Here is a 24,797-nt window from a genome sequence, read left to right as displayed (position 1 = left end):
ATCTAGTTACTGCGCTTCGTGCGCGTTATGGAAGACCGTGTGCAGCTCGGGATCACCGATCACGTCACGTCCGCCAAGCCCGTCAATCTCGAACAGCACGGTGGTGCCGGCGACGACGTAGCCAAGCTCGGCCATGAGCTCGCGGGCTGCGGCGAGGGTTCCGCCGGTCGCAAGCACGTCATCAAGAAGCAGCACACGGGTGCCGCGCGGGAAGTCATTGTGCGCCTCAATCGACGCGGTGCCGTACTCCAGCGCGTAATCTGCCTTTGCGGCCGGGCGCGGGAGCTTGCCAGCCTTGCGGATCGGCATCACGCCGACACCCGCAGCGTATGCGGCAGCAGAAGCGAGCAGGAAGCCACGCGCCTCCAAGCCCGCGATGACGTCATACTTGCCTTCGAAAGGCGCAATCATCGCTTCGACGGTGGCGCGGAGCGCATCGCCGTCGGCAAGCAGCGGCATGATGTCGCGGAAGAGGATGCCCGGAGCCGGGTAATCAGGCAGCTCGGCAATCAGGCCTTCTGCGCGGATCAGTGCAGCATTGGGCTCAGTCGTGGACGAATGTTCGCTCGAAGTGTTCATAGGCACAACATCCAGAGTACCCGCAGTTTCTGAGGTAAATAGGCGTTCAGCGGGAGATCTATGCGGAATTCTGCCCCAACGACACTCGCGGGATGCGAAATCTTAGCGCCCTGATTTTTGTTTCGCGGGGAGGCCGTGTAAAGTTTTCTTTTGTTGAGAGATCAACGGTATAGCGACTGAGCAATCAGTAGCATGCGCCCCTAGCTCAGCTGGATAGAGCATCTGACTACGGATCAGAAGGTCAGGGGTTCGAATCCCTTGGGGCGCACCGCTAAAAATACCCGGTCACGAAAGTGGCCGGGTATTTTGTTGAGAAATCAACAGCTAGCGGCCGAGAATTCGGCAGCATGCGCCCCTAGCTCAGCTGGATAGAGCATCTGACTACGGATCAGAAGGTCAGGGGTTCGAATCCCTTGGGGCGCACCAGAGTAAAGACCCGGTCACGGAATGTGACCGGGTCTTTTTGGTGTTGTGGTGTTGTGGTGTTGTGGTGCCGAGTTGGCGGACCGGCGGATCGAGGCAGCCGGCGCACCGCGCCGCCCTTCTCCCTTGAGGCCACCCCCGCAAAACAAGGGTTTCTCACACCGCTCAGCCCCAACCCCTCGAAACTAGGGGTTTCTGCCGAGATCACCCCTTTCATGCGCATGAAAGGCCATGTTTCGGGAGAAACGGTCGGTTTCGGCAGGGTGAAGCCTGGCGACACGCTCAAGCAGCTCCGCTCACGGGCCAGCACCACTCATCCCAGGTTCCTCTGACGAGGAATGACGCCCAGCCATGGCTCACGCCATGGCTGCCCCAATAGATTTCAGGCGCGCCCTGGGCGCGTGCCAATCCTCTCCCTAATTTGCACGGCAAGAGCATAGGCCACAGCGGCGCCCCACAGGTGCGGGCCTGACAACGCCAAAGCGCCAAAGGGTCCCGAAACCCCTGACCGGGATAATGCACAGACCACAGACCACAGACCACAGACCACAAACAACAAACAACAGGCACCCGCCGGCCCCGCCACAGTTCCACCTGCAGGAGTCGTCGATCCGCCCACCCATATAAAATATGGGCATGGTTGAAATTGCTGGATGGGTCATCGAGGCCCTGTGGATTATTGGCATTGTTGCGTTTGCCGTATCTGGCGCACTTGTTGGAGTCCGCCACAATCTTGACCTTCTCGGAGTGCTCGTCGTCGGCCTGGCTACGGGTATTGGTGGCGGCGTGATCCGCGACATGATTCTCGGCGTTCATCCGCCGGTCTCATTCACGCACTGGCCCTACTGGACATCAGCCCTCCTTGCGTCTCTTGCCACGTTCTTCTTCCATCCAAGCCTCTCGAAGATTCGCATGTTTGAGATCGTGTTCGATGCGCTGGGTCTCGGTATCTTTGCCGCGTACGGTGCCGCGATCTCGGCTGAGAAGGGCTTCGGCTTCGTCACCGCTGTATTCGTTGGCACGGTTGTTGCGATTGGCGGTGGCGTGATTCGCGACGTACTCGTGAATGACGTGCCCGGCGTTCTGACGCGTGAGCTCTACGCCGTCTCAGCAATAGTCGGCGCAATCATCGCAACGCTGATCACTCAGATGACCGGACATCTCCTCATCGCGACGGCAGCCGGTGGTGTGGTCGCCACTGCCCTCCGCCTGACGTCCTACGCGCGCGGATGGCATCTGCCCAAACCGCGCAGAGTCACCAACTAGCCACACTCCGCACCCAGGAATAGATACCCCACTGGGGATGTAACAGACACTAGGCTCGCCTCATACCGAATGGCAGGGAGGCCAGCACATGACTGCAGCAAACAACCAGGCTCAGCCAGATGAGACGCGACCGTGGCTCGCTTCCTACGCCGAGGGCGTGCGTCCCGAAATTGATGAGGTCACGCAGACCCTCCCCGACGCACTCAAGGTGAGCGCCAAGCGGTTCGCCAACAACGTCGCGCTCGAGTTCTTCGGGCGCACCACCACGTATAAAGAACTGTACGACGAGGTCGAGCGAGCCGCAGCCGGCCTCCGCAAGCTCGGCGTGCGTAAGGGCGACCGCGTAGCGCTGGTGCTCCCGAGCTGCCCGCAGCACGTCATCGCGTTCTACGCGGTGCTCCGACTCGGCGCCGTTGTGGTCGAGCACAACCCGCTCTACACCGAGCGCGAACTGCGCCATCAGTTTGAAGATCATGAGGCGACCGTCGCGATCGTCTGGGACGTGGCGAGCGAGAAGATCGACGCTCTCCCAGCCGACGTGCGCCCGCATCACATCATCACCGTCAACATGACGAAGGCAATGCCAGGCTTGCAGCAGTTCGCGCTGCGCCTCCCCATTTCAAAGGCCCGCACCGCACGCAAAAAGCTCACCGCGAAGCCGGCATCGAAAGACATGCGCCCGTGGGAGTCATTGTTCGGCAACCGCATCTCGAAGCGAGTCGCTGGCCCTGAACTCGAAGACATCGCCGTGCTGCAGTACACGAGTGGCACGACCGGCCGGCCCAAGGGTGCGATCCTCACCCATGCAAACCTGCGTGCGAATGCAATGCAAGGGCGTGAGTGGCTGCCCGGGCTCCACGAAGGCAATGAGGTCTTCTACGGCGTTCTCCCGCTGTTCCACGCGTACGGTCTGACACTGTGCCTCACCTTTGCGATGAGCATTGGTGCGCGCCTCGTGCTCTTCCCAACCTTCGACGTCGACCTCGTGAAGCAGGCGGCGAAAAAGTCACCGCCGACCTTCCTACCCGGTGTTCCCCCGATGTACGACCGTCTCGCCCGCGAAGCGCTCAACGGCAAGATCGACCTCTCAACAATTCGCTTCGCCATCTCGGGCGCAATGCCGCTCCCGGTCTCGACCGTGCAGCGCTGGGAGGAAGTTACCGGCGGGCTCCTCGTCGAGGGCTACGGCATGACCGAGGCTTCGCCCGTTGCACTCGGCAACCCGGCAGGCCCGGCCCGTCGCCCCGGCTCGGTTGGCGTGCCGTTCCCGAGCACCGAGATCCGCGTCATTGATCCTGACGATCCAACGATTGAGGTCGAGCCCGGCCAGCCCGGCGAACTCCTGCTGCGGGGCCCGCAGGTCTTCAAGGGCTACTGGAACCGTCCGGACGACACCGCCGAGACCCTGCTGCAGGGCGGCTGGCTCCGCACCGGTGACATCGTGACAGTCTCCGAGGACGGCTTCGTGACGGTGGTTGACCGCAAGAAGGAGCTCATCATCACTGGTGGCTTCAACGTCTCCCCAAGCGAAGTCGAAGAGGTGCTCGTCTCGCACCCCGACATCGACCAGGCCGCAGTCGTGGCACTCCCCCGCGGTGACGGCTCGGAGATGGTCGCTGCTGCGATCGTCGTGCGCGAAGGCGCTGACGTCGATACCGATGCCGTGCGTACCTTCTGCCGCAGCCGACTTGCGGCCTACAAGGTTCCCAAGCGCGTGGATGTGGTCGACGAGCTCCCTCGCTCGCTCATTGGCAAGGTACTGCGTCGCGAGGTGCGGGAGCTGATGATCGCCGCGGGCTAGTTGCGGCGATCATTGATCCGCGCCCCGTCAATCGTGCGATTCGAACGGGGCGCGGATCACACCCCGAACAGCCCCTGACCGTACTTCTGGAGCACCGCGTACGCCTCAGCAAATGTCTGCGGCGGGTTTGCCTTTTCGGCCGCGTCGCCATACTTGGCAAGCAACAGTCCCAGCAGCCCCTTCGCAGGTGGACTCAACGGTCGATCAGGGTCGGCGTCAGCAGGGTGACCAGAGTCTTCTGGATTCGGCGGCACGAACGCGGGAACTGGCTGTGGCCAATCAGACACATGCCGCGGAACCTTGCGGTTAAAGCTCTCTGCCAACGAACGAGCATTCTTGTCACGCACGGTAAGCGGTTCGAATGAGAAGCGTTCGCTCAGCGTTGCTGCCAGCGAACCGTGATGCATAACCTCAGAGAACACGCTGCCGCGTTCCACGTGGGCAGACACCAAGATCGAGGGCACCCGCGCTCCGAGTCGATCGAAGGTGAATCCCATTTCGCCTGCCTCAGCATCTGGATTCTCTGCTGCCGGGGGCACCACGTGATCGTACGTGCCGCCGTGTTCGTCAAAGGTCAGCAGCATCGCCGTGTTGAGGTAGTTGGAGCCGCGTTCTGACAGTGCTGTGCGGATCGCGGTGTACACCCGATGTACGAGCGCGTCACCCGCGCGAACGTCGGAGAGGGCGCCGTTGTAGACGTCGATCTTGTCCACTTCGCTCTCGCGCAGCACGCCAACGGGCGGGTGAAAATCGTTGTGGTTGAAGGTCATACGCGGTTCTACAAACGCGTACGCCGGGAGAGTGCCATTCTTCGCGTCCTCTTCGAACTGCTCCATGGTGGCGAAGCGCTCAGTCTTCCAGTACTTCTCAAGCACTGGGGCGTGAATGACACCGGTGAACGAAACAAGCTGCAGCTTGTCAAAGTAAATGCGCCAGCTCTCCCCCGCCTCTTCGAGCCGGTTAAACACGGTCGGAGTCGCAGCGGCCTGCAGCCATTTCTCATACCCACCACCGTGCTGGTTTGTGACATAGCCGTGCGAAGTCGACGCGTGGAAGAAGCTTCGATTGCAGAACGTCTGGCTGGGAACCGCGCAGAACCAGTGGTCAAACACCCCAAACTCACGTGCGAGCGTCGACACCACGGGCAGCATTGCTGGGTCGAAGGAGCCCATGATCTGGTTGCGCTCCAATGCCGATGGCGCACGGCCCGCGATACGCAGAAACTCAGACTCGTAGTCACGCACGAAACCGCTCATGGATCCGCGCGCCCCCTTAGCAGGCGCGTTGTACGGTGGCTGCATTTCACCGACGTCACGGCCACGGTTGCCAGAGTTCTGCTCGCCAAAGATCTGCGTGTTCACATGCGGGTACTCTTCACCAGGGTCTGGGTCTGGCTGTCGCATGATCTTGTCAGTTGGGCCTGAGTACCGATGCGCGGCAACCTCAGTGCCGTCCTCGGCGGTGTTCTTGTAGTTTCCAAATGCCAGCCCCTCGAACTTCCCGTCTGGCGGGAGGTCGTCAGGGGTGTACAAATACCCAAGCACGTTGTCGAACGAACGGTTCTCCCCCATCAACACCACCAGGTGATCAAATCCGGGATTCTTCCGCGGCTTCGGAACCGAGAACTCATGCGGAATATAAGGGTCACCAGGGTGTGCACGTGATTCCGCCGAACGCCAAGCACCGAACCCGGCAGCTCCGACCGCGGCGCCGGCGGCAAGCAGCCCGCCGCTTCGCAACACTGAGCGCCGTGTGGGGCCAGCCGACGAGGCGTCCTCAGGCTGCCCACTCGCATGCTTCGCTGATTCCTGCGGTCCGCTCGCTGCTTCCATGGGGTCAGGCTACCCCTGGGTGTGGTCGAAAAACAGAGTGGCTTTTCGCGCCGCGACGGACTATAAGCCCTTCGATTGAATGTGAGCCTGTGCCCGCACCCGCACAACGTGCACAACCCCCAAGGCACACAGCACGGCGGCGGCAATCATGAGCGCCCAGACGTCGAGCACCCGCCAGCACAGCGTTCCAACGACGGCGCCGAGCGTGATCGATGCCCAGAGCAAAAATGGGCGGATCCATGCGCCACGGTTGAGCCCGGCGACCTGATCCGCCACCCCGATACCCACGCTCACCAAGGTGCCAGTCGCATAAGTGATGGCGACCTGGGCGCGACCGTCGGAAATGAAGAGCGTGTTCATCGCGCCCATCACCGCTGCGAGGGCAGCGAGCGTGTATCCGGGCGCTGGCCACGCAGCGACGATGAGGGCAGCTGCGGCGAGCGCGATGCCGAGGCCGATGATGCGGGTGCCGGTCGTCACGTGCGGAGTTCGCAGCCCTGCGAATCTGCCGGCGATGACGCCGACGAGGAAGCCGCCGACCAGTGACATCGCGACAAGCGCAGTCTGGCTGCTTCCCGCGCTCACTTCGACGCCCGCCTGCGTGGAGTTGCCGCTCATGAACGAGACGAAGAGGCCGCCAGACAAGATGAAGCCGACCGCGTCCACGAAGCCCGCCATGCCCGCGAGCACGAGTGAGCCAGCGAATGAGACGCGGGAGATCTGCTGCATGTTCGCTCGTACCCTCCCGTTGCGTGTTGGTCTTCACTGCGACCTTACTATTGCACGCAGATCGATCGCTACGCGCGAGAGGGGCGCGGATCGCGAAGCCCGTGCTGGCTGCTCACGATCCGCGCCCCTCCGCAGTGCGTTACCCGGCGACTACGACAGGTCAGTGATGACGACGCGCGCGATCGTCGGATCCTTGAGCGAGGCGTAGCCCTCGTTGATCTCGCCGAGGGAGATCTCCTTTGAGACGAGTGAGTCGAGCTCGAAGCGGCCCTCGAGGTAGAGCTTCGCGTAGAGCGGGATGTCGCGCTTCGCGTTGGTGTTCCCCATGTAGACGCCCTGTACACGGCGACGGGTCATGAGCATCTCCATCGACGAGATGTTCAGCGTCGCGGTCGGGTCAAGCACGCCGATGAGGTACAGCCCGCCACCGGGCGCGACCATCTTGAAGCCCTGCTCGGTGACCGGGCCAACGCCGACGAAATCAAATACCGCGTCAGCGCCGATACCGGTGATGGCGAGGACCTCGGCAACCGGATCCTGCGTCTTGGAATTGATGACGTGCGTTGCGCCAAAGGCCTTGGCGCGTTCGAGCTTGTCGTCAGCAATATCGATCGCGATGATCGTCGCAGCGCCGGCGGTGATTGCACCGTTAATGGCGTTGAGACCAACGCCACCGAGGCCAATCACGACCACAGCGTCTGACGGCTGCACATTGGCCGTGTTCAACACGGCGCCCGCACCGGTCACGACGCCACAGCCAAGCAGTGCTGCCTGGGCCCACGGCATTTCTTTGGGGACATCAGCGAGCTGGTTCTCGTGGATGAGCGCCTGCTGGGCAAAGCCGCCGAGCGCCATACCCTGTGCGACCGGCTTGCCGTTCTCAGTGAGGCGCGGCTCCTCCCCCTCACGACGCGTGGTTGCGTCAGGGTTCAGGCACAGCGATGTCTTGCCCTCACGACAGCGAACGCACACACCGCAGAACTGCACGAGGCAGCCGACGACGTGATCGCCGACCTTGAACTGGGTGACGTCTGGACCGATCTCGGTGACGATGCCAGCGACCTCGTGTCCGAGGACCATCGGTGGCGCGTAGCCAAGGTCGTGGTTGGCGGCGAGCTCATCCGAGTGGCAAAGCCCCGATGCTTTGACCTCGATGAGCACCTCACGGCCGGTGGGAGAGGCGATGTCAACATCGGCAAGCTCGAAGCCCTTGCCAAGTTCGCGTACGACTGATGCTTTCATGGTGTTGCCTTTCTGTACTTACTTGTTGTGGGTTCCGCCGTGCGTGTCGGCGGTGGTTGGTGACTCGTCGTGCATCCACGACGGCAAGAGCTGGAAGAGGTGCTGCGCAAGTTCCTCCTCAGTCGCGACGAACTCATCGAGCAGCCATGCGGTGATGAGCCCGGTCACGGCCTCTGCGAAGTAGACCGCAACAATTTCGGCGCGGAGCCCGGCAGGCATCGTGCCGATCTCTTCGATGTGGGCGAGGAGGACGCCGGCGATTGTCGCCGCGGTTCCTTCTCCCGTGGCCCGGCTGTCTGCAAGTGCGAACGCCGCTCGGTAGAGACTGCGATTCGCGGCGATGTGAGCGATGAGCGCCCGCTGCGACTGGAGCATTGAGGCGTGCGGGTCCGCCTCACGGTCGAGGGCTGCCGCGCGCGCAATCTCATCGATGTGGATCCGCTGCAGGTGAAGCGCGAAGTCAGACAGGTCATTGAAATGGAGGTAGAACACCGAGCGGCTCACCCCAGCCTGCCGGGCGAGCTTACTCACGGAGAAACTCTCCCCCGCAGCGCCCAACTCGGCCGCAGCAGCAAACAGTTGCGCCCGCACTCGCTCAGAGCGCGGATCCATCTTGGTTGCGTCGACAATCTGCATGCCGTCTGCAATGACGTTCATGGCCTCAACGTATCAAGTTCATGGACAGGTGTCTATGAAACACAGAAAGCTCGGAGGTGGATCCGTGCTGCGATCCGCCCCCGTGAGCGGAATAGTGTGAAACTTGAGTAACCTCATTAGCAACCCAGGAGCGCGCATGGAACCCACCCAAATTCAGCAGTGGGCTCGTGAGCGGATCGACGAGCTTCCGGGCGCTATGCTCACCCGGCCGTTCGGAGACGATCACGACGTCTATCGCGTGACCGACAAGATCTTCATGATGGTCACTGACAAGCCAGGGCGCCCGATTGTCACACTCAAGGCACGACCAGCAGATTCGGCGTTGCTGCGCGAAGCGTTCACACAGATCATTCCGGGCTGGCACATGAACAAGCGACACTGGATCACGCTTGATCCCGGGCCGGAACTCGAGCGCGAGATGGTGCGGGACCTGGTGACCGAGTCGTACCTCCTCGTCGTCGAGGGGTTGCCTGCGCGGCTACGGCCGGTTGATCCTGCGGTGTTTGGGCAGACTACTCACGCGGACTAGTGCTCCGCCCCACCACCGTGTTGAGATTTCCCCAGAAGTCCCGCCATACTTAGTACAGCGCCGAGTCTTGCGATTTACATAGTTATTTCGTTGTTTGGAATCGGCAAGCTGCTACACGGAGGTACACGCATGGATTCCGCTCGTCCGCTCGCGAAGTCATCCACGCAACGGGTCACCGGAGTTCGTGCGCTCGTCATTGCCCTCCTCGTGTTCGCGATGACTGTTTTGTCTGGACCGTTCGCGACGCCAGCATCTGCGCACCCGCTTGATGGCGCGGTCACCTCAATCACGCTGAAGGAAGACGCGGCAAAGAACTGGTCGCGAGTACAGGTTGACTTCACGTTCAACCTGCCTGGCCAAAGCCACCCTGGAGACATCTTCAGCATCACGCTCCCTGAGCAGCTCAAGCCCTTGTCTCGCGGGTTCACCCTGCGCAACACCGCTGGTGAGGCCGTCGCAGAGGCGACAATGATCGGTCAGATCGTCACCTTCACCCTCACTAATTTTGCGCTGACCCACACCGACATCACTGGCGAGGGCAAGATTTACACGGAGTTCAATTCCAACGCCGGGAACGGTTCGACCGTCACGCTGGTGTTCCGCACGGGCAACGGCGGGACGTTCACCGACGACATTGTCATCGATGAAACGATCATCAACCGGAACAGCGTTGCTAAATCAGGTGCGTGGACACAGCTCGATGACCAGGGCGTAAGCGCGCCCGATAAGGCGATCGCGTGGAACGTGGCATCTGCAATCGGCCCGTTCCCTGAGCTCGTCTTCACCGATGTCGTTGGGGAGCACCAGCAGATGGAATGCTCCACCCTGCGCGTATTTGGTACGACGACCGTCGACCCGATCACGGGCGATCTTTCCAATCTCGCACTCATTGACAGCAGCCGCTACGACCTGGTGTCCTGCACTGAGGATGGCTTTGAACTGCAGCTCCCGCAGGGTACCGAGGTGAATGAAGTCATTCTGCTCGATTACCGCACCACAATTACTGACTCGACCGCGTCGCTGTACGCAAATACGACAAAGATCTACAACGGCACCTCGACTGCTGACGCCACCGCAACGCTCGAGCGCTCGGGTGGCGGCAGTGGATCAGGCACCGGCACCGGTCTCGGTGAGCTCAGCATCATCAAGTTCGTGGTCGACGATCGCACCGAGGGCAACGTCGATCCTGAGATCACCCCTTCGACGCGCTTCACCATCGAAGTCGTGTGCACGAAGAACGACAAGATCGTCACGGGCTTCCCGAAGCAGTACGAGATCACCGCAGCAACCGACGACGCGAGCTTCGTGCCGCAGAAGCAGGCCGTACCGCTCGGCGCAATCTGCACCGCGACCGAGCCTGATGCGCTCGGGGCAACCCGCGTGGAGATCTCGGACCCTGTCACGATTGGGGCGGATCCCACCACTCTCACCGTCATCAACATCTATGAGGATGACCCCGTGAAGCCGGTCGACCCCACTGACCCGGTGAAGCCCGTGAAGCCCGTTGACCCGGCTGTCACCAAGCCTCACGCTGCCCTCGCAAACACCGGTGCGTCACAGCACGACGCACTGCTGTGGGCCGCGGCCGCAAGCATCGCACTTGGGCTCGTCGCGCTGACGACGCTGCGCCTCCGGAAGCGTTCGGCAGAGCACTAGACCGCACACAACGCCGCTGCCTCCGCAGAAATACGTGCGTAGCCCTGAATCGCCTGACAACCCGGAGCTCGATGCCGCATGACCATTCTGCAATTAGCTGGACCAGCTGTGCTTCTCCTTGTTGGAACTATGGTCACGATTGCGGGGTGGCGCGTGCGCAACATGATTCCGCCGCATTGGAAACGCTGCACAGGCACGTGGACGAACTATAACTATCGCCACTCCCCTGACACCTACACCTACACTGTGGGCAAGGATCAGTACTCGGGAACCTCGCACATTCGCTTTGAATTTCGAAAGTCTCTCGGTGGCACGTTCGAAGTCGCCTATGATCCGAAGAACCCTGCAGAGTCGCACCCCGCGAGGGTCAGTCGTAATGGTTCGACGCTGATCGGTGTCGGCGTGCTCACACTCGTGGCGAGCTTGGCATTCGGGGTGTGGGCGCTGGCCAGTTAGCCGGTTGGCTGGGCCGAACGCGCAGGGTGACGCGAGGCACCCACACCGCCTTGGCTACTCGATGACGAGCAGCAGGTCACCGGATTCGACGGAACGCGCACCTGCGAAGACTGCGCGCGCCACTCGGCCACCCACGGGCGAGGTGATCGCCGCTTCCATCTTCATTGCTTCGATGGTTGCGACAGGCTGACCCGCCTCAATCTCTTCGCCAATACCGACGTGCAACGTGACGGTGCCTGAGAAGGGCGCTGCGACCTGGCCAGCGACCGTGCGGTCTGCCTTCTCTGCGACGGGAGCAGTGACGGCGACGTTCTCGTCTTTCACGAAGACCTGGCGCAGCTGGCCGTTGACCTTCAGCATGACGGTGCGCACGCCCTTGTCATCTGGCTCGCCAATTGCTTCGAGCACAACGTAAAGTCGCACGCCCTTCGCCAGGTCGATCGCGTGCTCAGCACCCGGTTCGAGCCCGTAGAGGTAATCTCCCGTGTTCAGCACTGAAAGATCACCGAACTGCTCCCGGGTTGCCTCGAACTGCTTGGTTGGGCCTGCGAACAGGAGGCGATTGAGCGTGGCGCGACGATCCGCCCCCGCCTCGACCAAGGATGCCTGGTCAGCTGGTTCCAGCGCGCCAAGCGTCCCAGCACCAGCGCCACTACCGACGCGGCGGCCCGCGAGCACCTTCGAGCGGAACGGTTCGGGCCAGCCACCGGGAATCTCGCCCAGCTCGCCAGCAAGGAAGCCGACGACCGAGTCAGGGATGTCGTAGTTCGCGGGGTGCTGCTCAAAGTCTGCCGGGTCAGCGTCAACGGCAGCGAGGTGCAGCGCGAGGTCACCGACGACCTTTGACGATGGCGTGACCTTGGGAATGCGGCCGAGGATGCGATCCGCTGCCGAATACATGTCTTCGATCTTCTCAAAGTTCTCAGCGAGGCCGAGTGCGATCGCCTGCTGACGCAGGTTCGACAGCTGGCCACCGGGAATCTCGTGCGCGTACACGCGGCCGGTTGGCGCGGGAAGACCGGACTCGAACGGACGGTACAGCGTGCGCACTGCGTCCCAGTACGGCTCGAGCGCGGTCACGGACTGCTCACTGATGCCAGTGTCACGTTCGGTGTCAGCAAGGCTCGCAACGAGCGCCGACAGCGACGGCTGCGAGGTCGTGCCCGACATGGGTGCCGAGGCCGCATCGACCGCGTCAACTCCGGCGTCTGCCGCAGCGAGCAGGGTCGCGAGCTGGCCGCCAGGGGTGTCGTGCGTGTGCAGGTGCACCGGGAGGTCGAAGCGCTCACGCAACGCGCGCACGAGCTTCGCAGCTGCGGCGGGGCGCAGGAGGCCGGCCATGTCCTTGATTGCGAGCACATGGGCACCGGCATCGACGATCGACTCCGCGAGGTGCAGGTAGTAGTCGAGCGTGTACTTGTCTTCCGCTGGCGAGAGCAGGTTACCCGTGTAGGCCATCGCCACCTCTGCAACTGCCGACCCGGTTTCACGCACCGCATCGATCGCTACCCGCATCTGGTTGACGTCGTTGAGCGCGTCGAAGATGCGGAAGACGTCAACGCCAGTCGCCGCAGCCTCACGCACGAACGCCTGCGCAACCTCAGCTGGGTAGGGCGTGTACCCGACGGTGTTTTGGCCGCGGAGCAGCATCTGGATAGGCACGTTTGGCAACGCTTCGCGCAGTGCCGCGAGACGTTCCCAAGGGTCTTCTCCGAGGAAGCGCAGCGCGACGTCATACGTTGCGCCGCCCCAGGCTTCAACCGACCACAGTTCAGGGGTCAGACGGGCGACGTGCGGCGCAACCAGCGCGAGGTCTTTCGTGCGTACGCGGGTAGCAAGCAGCGACTGGTGCGCGTCACGGAACGTGGTGTCAGTGACGGCGAGCGCGGTCTGCTCGCGGAGCGCCTGTGCGTAGCGTTCGGGGCCGAGTTCGAGCAGGCGCTGGCGTGCGCCGGCTGGTGCGGCCTGCGAGAGGTCGAGCGCGGGCAGCTTGTCTGCCGGGTCGAGGACGGCTGGCTTGTCACCGTTGGGCTGGTTGACCGTTACGTTTGCGACGTACTGCAGGAGGCGGGTTGCGCGGTCCTTTGGCTTGTTCATATTGAGCAGATGCGGACGCTCTTCGATGAACGAGGTTGCGACCTTGCCTGCCTGGAAGTCGGGATCTGCCAGCACGGCTTGGAGGAAGGGGATGTTTGTCGCGACACCGCGAATACGGAACTCGGCCAGCGCACGCAAAGCACGCACCACCGCGTCGTCGAACGAGCGGCCACGGCAGGTGAGCTTGGCCAGCATGGAATCGAAGTGCGGGCTGATCTGTGCGCCGGCGTCGATCGTGCCGCCGTCGAGACGCACACCGCCACCACCCGGTGAACGGTAGGCCGTGATGCGCCCGAGGTCGGGGCGGAACCCGTTTGCCGGATCTTCCGTCGTGATGCGGCACTGCAGCGCCGCACCCTTGAGCTCGATCTTGTCCTGGGTAAGGCCGAGCTCAGCGAGCGTCGAGCCAGAGGCGATGAGCATCTGTGCACGTACAAGGTCAACGTCAGTAACCTCTTCGGTGACAGTGTGCTCGACCTGAATGCGCGGGTTCATCTCAATGAACACATGCTCGCCGGCGCGGTCACCCTCGGTGTCGAGCAAGAACTCTACGGTTCCTGCATTCTCGTATCCAATCGACTCAGCAAACGCGATCGCGTCGCGGGTGAGTGCGTCACGCTTCTCTTGCGAGAGATTCGGAGCGGGAGCGATCTCAACGACCTTCTGATGTCGACGCTGCACTGAGCAGTCACGCTCGAACAGGTGCACGGTCGCGCCCGTGTGGTCAGCGAGCACCTGCACTTCGATGTGGCGCGGGCGCAGCACTGCCTGTTCAATGAACATTGTCGAGTCACCGAACGCAGAGCCCGCCTCCCGCATCGCGGAGTTGAGGGCGTCTCGCAGATCAGCTTCGCGTTCAACTCGGCGCATGCCGCGACCGCCACCACCGGCAACGGCCTTTGCGAATACGGGGAAGCCGATTTCACGGGCACCCGTGATCAGTTCTTCGACGTCGGTCGATGGGGGCGTGGATCGCAGCACGGGAACACCCGCCGCAATCGCATGCTCTTTCGCGGCAACCTTGTTGCCCGCCATTTCGAGCGCAAGCTTGCCAGGCCCGATGAAGCGAATCCCAGCTTCGTCTGCGGCAGCAGCCAGCTCAGGGTTTTCCGACAGGAAACCGTACCCTGGGTAGATCGCGTCAGCACCTGACTCGACCGCAACGCGCACAATCTCAGACACATCGAGGTACGCACGTACCGGGTGCCCGACCTCGCCAATGAGGTAGGCCTCATCGGCCTTCAGCCGGTGGAGCGAGTTGCGGTCTTCATACGGGAACACCGCAACGGTCTTCGCACCAAGCTCGTGCGCCGCACGGAACGCACGAATCGCAATCTCACCACGGTTTGCAACCAGAATCTTCGTGAACATCGGCACCGACGGTCCTTTCAGGCGTTCAGCGGAGCAACCCCGCTCTGTGCATCGTATCTGCGAACATTTCGCCGCGTCACCCCCGTATGGAGGGAATCGCGGCTGTGACTCAGGTAGCGGGCACAGCCATCACCGTTGAACGCGTCATCTCTGCCGGGCTCGCTGCGGACTGCAGCGTCAGCTGCATGCAGGTGAGATCGAGCCAGCGGCCGAACTTCGTACCCACCTCGGGGAAGATGCCTATGGTCGTGAAACCGAGCTTTTCATGGAGGCGGATCGACCCCTTATTACCCGACTCAATGCTCGCAATCATGGCGTGCTTCTCTGCTGCTCGAGCCCGCGCAATCAGTTCGGTCATGAGCTGCATGCCGAGGCCCCCGCGCTGTTGGTCTGATCGCACATAAATGGAGTGTTCAACGGTGTGCTTGTAGCCGTCCCACGCACGCCAGTCACCAAAGGTCGCATAGGCGATGACGCCGGACCCCGCAGCCGCGGTTTCGTCAACCGCGACGATCACCGGGAAGCCCGCAGCCTGCCGTGCTTCGCACCACGCACGCCGGTCCTCTGTGCTGACCGTTTGGTCATTCCAGATCGCCGTCGAGTTGATCACCGCGTCGTTGTAGATCTCGGTGATCGGCTCAATGTCAGCGTGTACCGCGTCGCGAATGTGCATGGCCTGCCTTCCTGCCCCGTTGGCACCATTTTTCCACGCGGCGTATGCCGAGCTTCCCGTTGTCCACAGAATCTCTCGAATACTGGCCGGAAGTTCCCGATCCGCGCCTTGTGAGCGCCGATGGCAGCTATGCGCCAAACTCCACACGGCAGGCAACGCATCACTTACAGTCAGAGACAGCACTCAACAAGCCCCAAGGAGCCAATCGTGCCTCGTCCCACCACTCTCCCCGCACCACTGAGCGGCACCTTCGCTGCGAAGCGCCCGACCGGATTCATCCTGGGCACGATCATCGCAGTTGTGGCGGTCTTTGGCGGACTCATCGGTTCCTCGATGGTCTACTCCATGATTACCGGCACGATGGACGCTCCCGCGTGGATGACAATCGTGGCATTCGGCGCGATTGCGCTCATTATCTTCCTGTGGGTGCGGTTCAAGGAGGGACGCAAGTTCTCAACGCTCGGCTTCACAAACGCTACCCGCGCGCCGCGTCAGATCTTGCTCGGCGCCGGCACCGGCGTCGGCCTCGTGGCGATCTCGATGGTCTTGCTTGCGCTCACCGGGCAGGGCTCCATCAGCTGGACCGCCGGCGCCATGACCGGCTCGCAGTGGCTCATGCTCGTGGCGTGGATCGCAATCTTCGGCGTGCAGTCATCTGCGGAAGAAATCGCCATGCGCGGCTTTGCCATGCAGTCGTACGCACGCAGCTTCGGCGCCCCGGTCGCGATCGTTCTGCAGGCGGTGCTGTTCGCTGCGCTCCACGGGCAGAACGACGGTATGAACGTGCTCCCGATCATCAACCTGCTGCTCGTCGGCCTTGTGCTCGGCTGCTGGGCAATTCGCGACGGCGCACTGTGGGGCGTTTGCGCGTTCCACGCCGCGTGGAACTGGTCACAGTCGTGGCTCTTTGGCGCGGCCGTATCTGGCCAGAGCAGTAAGGGCGGCAGCATCTTCACCACAACGACCTCGGAGTCGGGCAATGCGCTCCTCACCGGCGGCACCTTCGGCATCGAGGGCAGCATCATCGTGACCCTGGTGCTCGCGGCAATGCTCGCCCTGCTCGTGCGACCGGCAGTGCGCAAGCTACGTGAGGCGCGGGTAGCTGCTCCGGCTGCTGACTCGGCCGCGGTTGCTGGCGCCTAACTCGCAGGGGCGCGGATCGCGACCGCATCGCCTCACCGCCACCCGATGTCAGTGGTCGCCGGTAGTGTGGAACGTATGAAGATCGCTACTTGGAACGTCAACTCGATCCGCACTCGCGTCGGCCGCGTCGTCGACTGGCTCGTGCGGGAAGACATTGACGTGCTCGCCATGCAAGAGATCAAGTGCAAGCCTGAGCAGTTTCCCCTCGAGGCGTTTGAGCAGGCTGGCTACCAGGTTGAGATCTTTGGTCTGAACCAGTGGAACGGCGTCGCGATCGCGAGCCGCCACGAGATGACTGATGTTGCTCGTGAATTCCCGAATATCCCGGGTTTCGGCAACCCGATCAAGGGCCAGGAAGGCGTGCAGACGACCGGCGCAAACGACCTGCCCGTCGAGGCGCGTGCGCTCGGCGTGACCGTTGGCGATCTGCGTCTCTGGAGCCTGTATGTGCCGAACGGCCGTGGGCTCGATGATCCGCACTTCGAGTACAAGCTCAACTGGCTGCGTGCGCTGCGCGCCAACACTGAGGCGTGGCTGGGTGAAGATCCTGATCTCCCGCTCGCGCTCATGGGCGACTGGAACATCGCACCGCTCGACGCCGACATGGCCGACCCGAGCTTCACCGTCGGCCAGTCGACGCATGTTTCAGCAGAGGAGCGCGAGGTCTTCAACTCGTTCCTGCCGCTTGTGAGCGATGTCGTGCGCCCGATCGTCCCTGAGGGATACACGTTCTGGGATTACAAGGCCGGCCGCTTCCAGAAGAACGAAGGCATGCGTATCGACTTCATCATGGCCTCAGAAGCCTTCGCTGACACAGTCGTCGACGCGCACATTGCACGCGACGAGCGTAAGGGCGACGGCCCGAGCGACCATGTCCCGGTGGTTGTCGAGATCGACCCGTCACTCCTCGGCGGCACATTCGAGGACGAGTACGACCGCCCGATGGTGTTCTAACTACTCATGTCTCCCACGGCTGACTGGCGCTTTGGCCCACTGCATCACGCGGCGGGTGAGGTACTGCTGGGCGATCCGCTGGGCAGTCACGCGGTAGTCTCCGCCAGCGGGATCTGCGGGGTGCAGACCCACCAGTTCGACGAGTTCCTCCCGTGGGACTCACTGACGAGCATCGATCTCAGCTGCGACACCACTCGCTCACGCGCCGGCTCGCGGCTATTTGATGCGCTTTCGGCACTCCTCACCGCGTCGAGCGGCGAGGCCGCTCCCCTCGATCCGCACGACCCAGGCGAACTGCGCCTCGAAACCATCGCTGGCAAGGTGAGTACTTGGCGGATCGATGCGATGGAAACCGGCAAATACTGGCTCCCGTACGTTGAGGCCACACAGGTGTTTCTCGAGCTGATGCGTGCGAAGCCGGGGTTTCGTGTCGTTACAGAAAATTCAGAATCGCTCGAAATTTGGTTCCGCACCGCAGTTTCTGAGGCTCGGCGTTGAGTGGCTACTCACCATCCCTACAATCCTGCACAGGAACACCCTATGAATGGCATATGTGAGTTACGCTTCAGGTCAGACCTATAGCGCGGATTCTTCACCCTGAAGGCTTCGCACACGAAGGAGCCGACGTGTCAGAACTCACGCCATTCTCAGGACCCGCAGTGCCCCCGGAGCCTCCCGTTAAGGCTTCGCAGCACCCAGCGCAGCCGGTAGACGCGGTTCAGGAAGCAGCGATCGCCGAAGCTGAAGCACAGCGCCAGGCAGCTGCTGCGGCACCGGTGCAGCCTCCTGCAGCCCCGGCGCAGCCGGCTGCGACCCAGTACGCACCGCACCCCGGCTATGCACCTCAGCCGGGTCAGCCCTTCCAGCAGGGCCAGCCGGCTCAGCAGGGCCAGCCGGTTCAGCAGGGTCAGCCCTTCCAGCCGCAGTACGCAGCTCCCGGGTACATGCCAGGCACCGGCGCGATTCCTCCAGGTGCCAACTCATCTACCGCAGGTGCCACCACATCGATGATTCTTGGCATTCTCTCGATCGTTCTCGCTTGGCTCCTCGCCATTCTTGGCTGGGCAGCAAGTATTACCGCCATCGTCATGGGCATTCTCGCGCTCAAGCGCGGCAATGCACGAGGGAAGGCGATTACCGGCATCGTGACCGGCTCGATTGGCCTGTTCTGTTCGCTCATCAGCTCCATCATCGGTGCCATGATCATGTCGAACATGTACTACTACTAGGCAGTAGCCGCCCGGCGCAAGGCAAAAGGTGCTGACTCAGTGTGTCACTGGGTCAGCACCTTTTGTCATTCGAGCACCCCAGCCCCGCCTCATCGGCAGGCTTCGCTCGAAGTCACCCCCTCGAGATCACCCGTTTCTCTCGAAAAGGGGTGTTACTTGCGCATGAAAGCACCTGTTTCGGGAGAAAGGCCCGTTTTCGCGGGGTTTGGCAGGCCCGCGGAAAAACTTTTTCCCAAAGTTGGAATACCCAGCAACCTTTCACGTTATATTTACATGCAAGCGCATATACTTTAGTTATTAGCCCCTCGGGCACACTCTCGAACAACACCGCTCCACGGTTTCGCTCGAGTCAGCCCAGCGGATCCGAGCAGAAACGGAGAACATCATGGAATTCGGCATCATGTCGGTCAGTGACATCACTCGCGACCCGATTTCGGGCGAGACCCCGAGTGAGGCGGAGCGCATCAAGGCGACCGTTCGCATTGCAAAGCACGCAGAAGATGCAGGCCTCGACGTCTTCGCAGTCGGCGAGCACCACAACCCGCCATTCTTCTCGTCGTCACCGACCACGCTGCTCTCGCACATCGGCGCACTGACCGAAAAGATCAAGCTTTCGACGAGTACCACGCTCATCACCACGAACGACCCCGTTCGTCTCGCCGAAGAGTACGCAATGCTCCAGCACCTCGTTGATGGCCGCATGGATCTCATGCTCGGCCGCGGCAACACTGCGCCCGTGTACCCCTGGTTCGGCCAGGACATTCGCAGCGGTCTCCCCCTCGCGCTCGAGCACTACAACCTGCTCCACCGCCTGTGGCGAGAAGACGTCGTCGACTTCGAAGGCAAGTTCCGCACCTCACTGCAGGGCTTTACCTCGACGCCTCGTCCCCTCGATGACGTTCCCCCGTTCGTCTGGCACGGCTCGATCCGCACTCCTGAAATTGCAGAGCAGGCTGCGTACTACGGTGATGGCTTCTTCGCGAACCACATCTTCTGGCCCTCAGAGCACTCGCTCCGCCTTATCAACTTCTACCGCCAGCGCTTCGAACACTACGGCCACGGCAAGGCAGAGCAGGCAATCGTCGGCCTCGGCGGCCAGGCCTTCATCTCGAAGAACTCGCAGGATGCGCACGAGCGCTTCCGCCCGTACTTCAACGCGGCTCCCGTCTACGGCAATGGCCCCCGCATGGAAGACTTCGCGCAGCAGACTCCGCTCTCGGTCGGCAGCCCGCAGGAGGTCATCGACAAGACCCTGACCTTCCGCGAGACGTTCGGCGACTACCAGCGCCAGCTGTTCCTCGTTGACCACGCAGGCCTCCCTGAGAAGATGGTGCTCGAGCAGATCGATCTGCTCGGCGAGCACGTCGTCCCCGTTGTCCGGGCAGAGCTCGAGGCGAAGCGCGTTGCAGGCGTTCCCGCAACCGCGCCGACCCACGCACAGCTGGTCAAGGCAAAGTACGGCGACGAGGCACCTCGCCAGCCGCGCCCCAACGCAAACCGTGGCGACAACGTCACCGGCGGCTCCCCTTACCAGGATTCACCGGGTGCGCGCGGCGCAGCTTTCGGCCTGAACTAAAATTAGTGTCATGACCCCCGACTCAGTAGCAGGCAGCTCACGCGCCGATATTCGTCTCGCCAATGAAACTTGGGAGTCGTTCATCACCGTGTACTCACGCTTCATGGGCGGGTTTGGCGCCGAGCCGATCTGGAAGAACGCGAGCATGCGCGAGTACGACGTGCTCTACACCCTCGCGAAGGCCTCGACGCCACTGCGTTTGAACGATCTGTGCGAGGGCGTGCTGCTCAGCCAGCCCGCCCTCTCACGGCTCGTCGATCGCCTCGTAAACCGCGGTCTTGTTGCGCGCGAACCAGACCCAGAGGATGGTCGCGCAGTGCGGATCCGCCTCACCGAAACCGGCACCGAGGTACAGCGCGAGATCGGTCGCGCGCACGGCCGCAGCGTGAATCGCGAACTCACCAGCAGACTGTCCTCCGAAGAGCTCGAAGAGCTCCAGGCGCTCTGCCGCAAGCTACTCGACAAGTAGCACCCACACAGACTTTCTTTGGAGAAACACCTCATGAACGCACCGTTCGATGGGGTTGGCATCGCCGACCCTGAACACACCGAAATCACCGCTTCGGCAGTCAAGCAGATCGTCGTCGTCAACGCCGGCACCGGTGAACCCTCGTCGACAGGCATGCTCGCCGATCGCACGGTCTCCCGCGTGCTCGCACTCGCTGAGAAGCGGGGCGTGGCCATTGAAGCGCGCGTCATTAACCTGCGCAACATCGCCAGCGACATCATGACCGCGATCACGACCCAGCACGTGTCGCCCGAGCTGCAGAAGGCGAGCGATCTCATGCGCGATGCCGACGGCATCATCGCGGCGACCCCCGTCTACAAGGCAGGCGCGAGCGGGCTCTTCACCGCATTCTTCCAGGTGCTCGACAACGACCTGCTCATCGGCACCCCGGTCGTGCTCGGCGCGACCGCCGGCAGCGCACGTCACTCGCTCGTCGTTGACGACCAGTTGCGTGGGCTCTTCTCTTACCTTCGCACGATCACCGTTCCGACCTCACTCGTGAGCTCGCCAGATGACTACAGCACCGGCGAGTTCGGCAAGCGCGTGGATCGCGCCGCTACCGAGCTGCTTGCGTTGGTCGAGGCGGGCTTCCGCGAGACCGTCCGCGGAGATTCGTGGAACAGCTACCAGCACACCTTCGGTAGTGCTGGCGGATCCGAGTTCGGCATCGACTTCGACTCCGACCTCATGCGCATGGCAACCGGCGGCAAGTAACGCTTCGGGCTCGCTCCCCCGTTGGGCCTCACGGCCCTGTCCCCTTTCTGAGGGAGCGCGCTGTCATTCGTATCCCGCACATGGGCTTCTCTGTTGAGGAGCCCATGTGCATTTTGCGCGCTGGATGAGGATGGCTAGCGCGTGATGTGCGCGCCAATGGCGCACGGTGGGCGCAGGCTGTGCGGCACCCAAACCTCAGCACCTCACATGCACCGCCAAGGAGGAAGAACGGGCCGGCCAGTGGCCGGGCGGCCATTCCCACCCACCAGGGCGACAGAACACCTCAACGGAACCGGTTCAGACACCCAAACGGCGCCCGCCAACGAGTCAACCCCTCGAAACCGACCGTTTCTCTCGAGAAGGGGCCTTTCATACGTATGAAAGGGATGATCTCGGCAGAAAGTGCCAGTTTCGAGGGGTTGACCCCAGGGTGAGCGCTCAGACCCAGCGAGAACTACGCAGCGACGAAGTACAACCGCTTGTTCGCGAACTCGCCAATGCCGAGGGGGCCCATCTCGCGGCCGTAGCCAGAGCTCTTGACGCCACCGAACGGAATCTCTGCGGCTTCCGCAGCGATCGTGTTCACGTGTGCCATGCCGACCTCGAGGCGCGATGCGACGCGAGCTGCGCGCGCTTCGTCGGTCGAGAAGACCGATCCACCAAGACCGAGGTCACAGTCGTTTGCGAGTTCGAGCGCTTCCTCGTCGCTCGATACGCGGTAGACGGTAGCGACCGGGCCGAAGATCTCTTCGCGGTACGAGTCGGAGTCGCGAGGCACACCGGTGAGGACGGTCGGCGAGTAGTACGCCGAGGGCCCTTCCGAAAGCACGCCGCCAGCCTCGATGGTCGCGCCTGCTGCAACCGCGCGCTGCACCTGCTCGTTGACGGTCTCCGCAGCCGCACGGCTCGAGAGCGGAGCGTACTCACCCTCGCCCATGTTGAGCTGGTCGCCTGGCTTCAGGCCAGCGGCAAGCTTCTTGAGCTCTGCAACGAACTCGTCGTAGATGTCGTCCATGACGATGAGGCGCTTGTTCGAGTTGCACACCTGGCCGCCGTTGTAGACGCGGAAGTTCCACGCCTCAGCAGCAACTGCAGCGACGTCGTCCGAGTCGAGCACGACCATGGGGTCGATGCCGCCGAGCTCGAGCACGCACTTCTTGAGGTTCTGGCCAGCCTGCGCACCGATGATCGCGCCTGCGCGCTCCGAACCGGTGAGCGAGACGCCCTGCACGCGCTTGTCCGCGATGATCGTCGCGATCTGTGAGTGCGACGCGAAGATGTTCTGGTAGCCACCGACGGGAACGCCAGCCTGCTCGAAGATCTCCTGCATGGTGAGTGCCGAGCGTGCGCAGATGTCTGCGTGCTTCAGCAGAATGGTGTTGCCGAGCAGCAGGTTGGGAGCTGCGAAGCGCGCGACCTGGTAGTACGGGAAGTTCCAGGGCATAACGCCGAGCAGCACACCGAGCGACTTGTGCTCGACGTACGCCTTGCCGGGTACGGTGCTGGGGATCTCGTAGTCGGTGATGAGGCCGGGGCCGTACACCGCGTAGTACTCGATGATGTCGGTTGCGAACTGGACCTCGTCGAGGCTTTCCTCGTAGGTCTTGCCCATCTCGACTGCGATGATCTTTGCAAGCTCTTCCTTGCGCTCACCAAAGATCTCAGCGACGCGCTTGATGACGCCTGCGCGCTCCTGCACGCTGCGTTCGCGCCACTCGCGGTAGACGTCGTCTGCTGCGGTGATCGCAGCGTCGATCTGTGCGTCGGTCGCTGCTTCGAACGTCTCGACGATTTCGCCGGTTGCAGGGTTCTGCACGCGGTACTTGGACATTGAAACTCCTTTGTCCTGGGTTGGGTGCTCCGGTCGCGCAACGAGTCGTGTCGCGCGCGGATGGATGCGGTTGGGGTTGCCCCGTAGCCAGTCTGTCGTGGCGGATCGGGAAAACCAAGAGCCGGGGATCAGGCTCACACCCAATCCCCGGCTAAGGGTTACTTACCTACGTAAGCAGCATCTGCAGCGTCGAGCGCTGCGTCGATGATGTCGAGGCCCTTCACGAGGTCCTCTTCGCTCGTGATGAGCGGCGGCGCAATCTGCAGGCGGTTGCCAGCTGCAAAGGGCCAGAGGCCCGCGCTCTTGCAGGCTGCGACAACGTTGTTGTACGCCTCTGCGCCGAGCGGCTCGCGGGTTTCGCGATCGGTGACGAGCTCAAGCGCCCAGAAGAAGCCCTTGCCGCGCACTTCGCCGATCGACTTGTGCTTCGCTGCCATCTCAGTGAGGCGGGGCTCGATCACGCGCGCAGCGAGATCGCGAACGCGCTCAAGGATCTGCTCTTCCTTGAAGATGTCGTAGGTTGCGACGCCTGCTGCACAGGCGAGCGGGTGACCCGAGTAAGTGAGGCCACCGGGGAACGAGGTCTCCTCGAACGCCTGGTGGATCTTTTCGCTGATCACAACGCCACCGAGGGGGACGTAGCCCGAGTTGACACCCTTTGCGAAGGTGACGAGGTCGGGGGTGATGTCGAAGCCCTGGAACGCGAACCACTCACCGGTGCGGCCGAAGCCAGCCATAACCTCATCGCAGATGAGGAGGATGCCGTAGCGATCGCAGATCTCGCGCACGCCGGGCAGGTAGCCTGAGGGCGGGACGAAGATGCCGTTGGTGCCGGTCACGGTCTCGAGGATGATTGCCGCGATGGTGTCGGGGCCTTCGAGCTGAATCGTGTGCTCGAGGTGACGGAGCGCGCGCTCCGACTCCTGCGCCTCGGACTCAGCGTGGAACTCCGAGCGGTACTGGTACGGGCCCATGAAGTGGACAACGCCTGCGTCGGGGGTGCCGTTCGGCCAGCGACGTGCTTCACCGGTGAGGGTGATCGCGGTCGAGGTCGAGCCGTGGTACGAGCGGTAGCGCGCCATGATCTTCTGACGACCAGTCGACTGACGAGCCATACGCACTGCGTACTCGTTGGCGTCTGCGCCACCGTTGGTGAAGAAGACCGAGCGCGCGCCCTCGAACGAGTGCTCAACGATGCGCTTTGCGAGCTCGCCGCGCACGTCGTTTGCCATTGCGGGCTGGATGGTCGCGAGGCGACCTGCCTGCTCCTGGATGGCGCGGATCAGACCGGGGTGCTGATGACCAAGGTTCAGGTTCACGAGCTGCGACGAGAAGTCAAGGTATTCCTTGCCGTCGTAGTCCCAGAAACGAACGCCCTCGCCCTTGGCGATGGGGAGCGGGTTAATCTTGCCCTGCGCCGACCACGAGTGGAAGACGTAGTCGCGATCGTTCGAACGAACCTCGCGCTGTGCGTCGGTATCACCGAACGCCTGCTCGGTGCCGTTGAGGTCTACATAATCAGACATGTTGT

At 62.5% G+C, this 24,797-nt stretch carries 21 protein-coding genes and 2 tRNA genes; 14 read left to right on the top strand and 9 right to left on the bottom strand.

Features of this window, described 5'->3' with window-relative positions; all coding sequences use genetic code 11:
* Positions 1-6 precede the first annotated feature (6 nt).
* Positions 7-579 (bottom strand): adenine phosphoribosyltransferase, encoded by a 573-nt coding sequence (locus ICL81_RS10970; protein WP_188034916.1) that lies wholly within the window; start codon positions 577-579, stop codon positions 7-9.
* Positions 580-773: 194 nt separating this feature from the next.
* Between ICL81_RS10970 and ICL81_RS10965 the strand changes: the two genes are divergently transcribed.
* The 4 genes from ICL81_RS10965 (at position 774) to ICL81_RS10950 (ending at position 4,069) form a co-directional block, all read left to right on the top strand.
* Positions 774-847 (top strand) — tRNA-Arg (locus ICL81_RS10965).
* Between the two features lie 81 nt (positions 848-928).
* Positions 929-1,005 (top strand) — tRNA-Arg (locus ICL81_RS10960).
* 633 nt (positions 1,006-1,638) lie between these two features.
* A complete protein-coding gene (locus ICL81_RS10955; RefSeq protein ID WP_188034915.1) occupies positions 1,639-2,268 on the top strand; it encodes a trimeric intracellular cation channel family protein in 630 nt (209 codons plus the stop codon).
* 88 nt (positions 2,269-2,356) lie between these two features.
* Positions 2,357-4,069 carry a long-chain-fatty-acid--CoA ligase gene (locus ICL81_RS10950; RefSeq protein ID WP_188034914.1) on the top strand — a complete coding sequence of 571 codons (1,713 nt, stop codon included), beginning with the start codon at positions 2,357-2,359 and terminating at the stop codon, positions 4,067-4,069.
* Positions 4,070-4,125: 56 nt separating this feature from the next.
* On the opposite strand, the gene ICL81_RS10945 is transcribed toward ICL81_RS10950, so the two are convergent.
* From ICL81_RS10945 to ICL81_RS10930, 4 genes are all read right to left on the bottom strand, one after another.
* Positions 4,126-5,901, bottom strand: coding sequence for an alkaline phosphatase family protein (locus ICL81_RS10945; RefSeq protein WP_188034913.1), 1,776 nt, complete (start codon positions 5,899-5,901; stop codon positions 4,126-4,128).
* A 60-nt stretch (positions 5,902-5,961) separates the two neighbouring features.
* The gene (locus tag ICL81_RS10940; protein ID WP_188034912.1) at positions 5,962-6,630 is read right to left on the bottom strand and encodes a YoaK family protein; all 669 of its coding nucleotides are present in this window, start codon (positions 6,628-6,630) and stop codon (positions 5,962-5,964) included.
* Positions 6,631-6,780: 150 nt separating this feature from the next.
* Positions 6,781-7,872, bottom strand: a complete 1,092-nt coding sequence (locus ICL81_RS10935; RefSeq protein ID WP_188034911.1) for a zinc-binding dehydrogenase — start codon at positions 7,870-7,872, stop codon at positions 6,781-6,783.
* An 18-nt stretch (positions 7,873-7,890) separates the two neighbouring features.
* The gene (locus tag ICL81_RS10930; RefSeq protein ID WP_188034910.1) at positions 7,891-8,529 is read right to left on the bottom strand and encodes a TetR/AcrR family transcriptional regulator; all 639 of its coding nucleotides are present in this window, start codon (positions 8,527-8,529) and stop codon (positions 7,891-7,893) included.
* Positions 8,530-8,665: 136 nt separating this feature from the next.
* Between ICL81_RS10930 and ICL81_RS10925 the strand changes: the two genes are divergently transcribed.
* The 3 genes from ICL81_RS10925 to ICL81_RS10915 all read left to right on the top strand — a co-directional run bounded on the left by ICL81_RS10925 (position 8,666) and on the right by ICL81_RS10915 (position 11,170).
* Complete coding sequence (locus tag ICL81_RS10925; protein ID WP_188034909.1) at positions 8,666-9,058, top strand: MmcQ/YjbR family DNA-binding protein; 393 nt, start codon at positions 8,666-8,668, stop codon at positions 9,056-9,058.
* 129 nt (positions 9,059-9,187) lie between these two features.
* On the top strand, positions 9,188-10,714 hold the full coding sequence (locus ICL81_RS10920) for an Ig-like domain-containing protein (RefSeq protein WP_188034908.1): 1,527 nt from the start codon (positions 9,188-9,190) through the stop codon (positions 10,712-10,714).
* Positions 10,715-10,792: 78 nt separating this feature from the next.
* Positions 10,793-11,170 carry a DUF3592 domain-containing protein gene (locus ICL81_RS10915; protein WP_188034907.1) on the top strand — a complete coding sequence of 126 codons (378 nt, stop codon included), beginning with the start codon at positions 10,793-10,795 and terminating at the stop codon, positions 11,168-11,170.
* A gap of 54 nt (positions 11,171-11,224) precedes the next feature.
* Here ICL81_RS10915 and ICL81_RS10910 read toward each other — a convergent pair whose 3' ends face one another.
* Both ICL81_RS10910 and ICL81_RS10905 read right to left on the bottom strand, forming a co-directional pair.
* Complete coding sequence (locus ICL81_RS10910) at positions 11,225-14,638, bottom strand: pyruvate carboxylase (RefSeq protein WP_188034906.1); 3,414 nt, start codon at positions 14,636-14,638, stop codon at positions 11,225-11,227.
* Between the two features lie 109 nt (positions 14,639-14,747).
* Entirely contained in the window at positions 14,748-15,311 is a 564-nt protein-coding gene (locus ICL81_RS10905; protein WP_188034905.1) for a GNAT family N-acetyltransferase, read from the bottom strand.
* A 207-nt stretch (positions 15,312-15,518) separates the two neighbouring features.
* Here ICL81_RS10905 and ICL81_RS12225 point away from each other — a divergent pair, with 207 nt between their 5' ends.
* The 7 genes from ICL81_RS12225 (at position 15,519) to ICL81_RS10870 (ending at position 21,435) form a co-directional block, all read left to right on the top strand.
* Entirely contained in the window at positions 15,519-16,454 is a 936-nt protein-coding gene (locus ICL81_RS12225) for a CPBP family intramembrane glutamic endopeptidase (RefSeq protein WP_188034904.1), read from the top strand.
* A 75-nt stretch (positions 16,455-16,529) separates the two neighbouring features.
* The gene (locus ICL81_RS10895; protein ID WP_188034903.1) at positions 16,530-17,408 is read left to right on the top strand and encodes an exodeoxyribonuclease III; all 879 of its coding nucleotides are present in this window, start codon (positions 16,530-16,532) and stop codon (positions 17,406-17,408) included.
* A gap of 6 nt (positions 17,409-17,414) precedes the next feature.
* A complete protein-coding gene (locus ICL81_RS10890; protein WP_188034902.1) occupies positions 17,415-17,906 on the top strand; it encodes a hypothetical protein in 492 nt (163 codons plus the stop codon).
* A 128-nt stretch (positions 17,907-18,034) separates the two neighbouring features.
* Complete coding sequence (locus tag ICL81_RS10885; protein WP_188034901.1) at positions 18,035-18,637, top strand: DUF4190 domain-containing protein; 603 nt, start codon at positions 18,035-18,037, stop codon at positions 18,635-18,637.
* Positions 18,638-19,022: 385 nt separating this feature from the next.
* Entirely contained in the window at positions 19,023-20,213 is a 1,191-nt protein-coding gene (locus ICL81_RS10880; protein ID WP_188034900.1) for a CE1758 family FMN-dependent luciferase-like monooxygenase, read from the top strand.
* A gap of 10 nt (positions 20,214-20,223) precedes the next feature.
* Positions 20,224-20,682, top strand: a complete 459-nt coding sequence (locus tag ICL81_RS10875) for a MarR family winged helix-turn-helix transcriptional regulator (RefSeq protein WP_188034899.1) — start codon at positions 20,224-20,226, stop codon at positions 20,680-20,682.
* Between the two features lie 33 nt (positions 20,683-20,715).
* Positions 20,716-21,435 carry a CE1759 family FMN reductase gene (locus ICL81_RS10870; protein ID WP_188034898.1) on the top strand — a complete coding sequence of 240 codons (720 nt, stop codon included), beginning with the start codon at positions 20,716-20,718 and terminating at the stop codon, positions 21,433-21,435.
* 454 nt (positions 21,436-21,889) lie between these two features.
* Here ICL81_RS10870 and ICL81_RS10865 read toward each other — a convergent pair whose 3' ends face one another.
* Positions 21,890-23,266, bottom strand: coding sequence for an NAD-dependent succinate-semialdehyde dehydrogenase (locus ICL81_RS10865; protein ID WP_188034897.1), 1,377 nt, complete (start codon positions 23,264-23,266; stop codon positions 21,890-21,892).
* Between the two features lie 158 nt (positions 23,267-23,424).
* A complete protein-coding gene (locus ICL81_RS10860) occupies positions 23,425-24,792 on the bottom strand; it encodes an aspartate aminotransferase family protein (protein WP_188034896.1) in 1,368 nt (455 codons plus the stop codon).
* Positions 24,793-24,797 lie beyond the last annotated feature (5 nt).

Origin of the sequence: Leucobacter sp. cx-328 (genome assembly GCF_014530035.1) — a bacterium.
In the GTDB taxonomy this organism is placed as follows: domain Bacteria; phylum Actinomycetota; class Actinomycetes; order Actinomycetales; family Microbacteriaceae; genus Leucobacter.
This window is presented reverse-complemented; position numbering and strand designations above follow the sequence as displayed.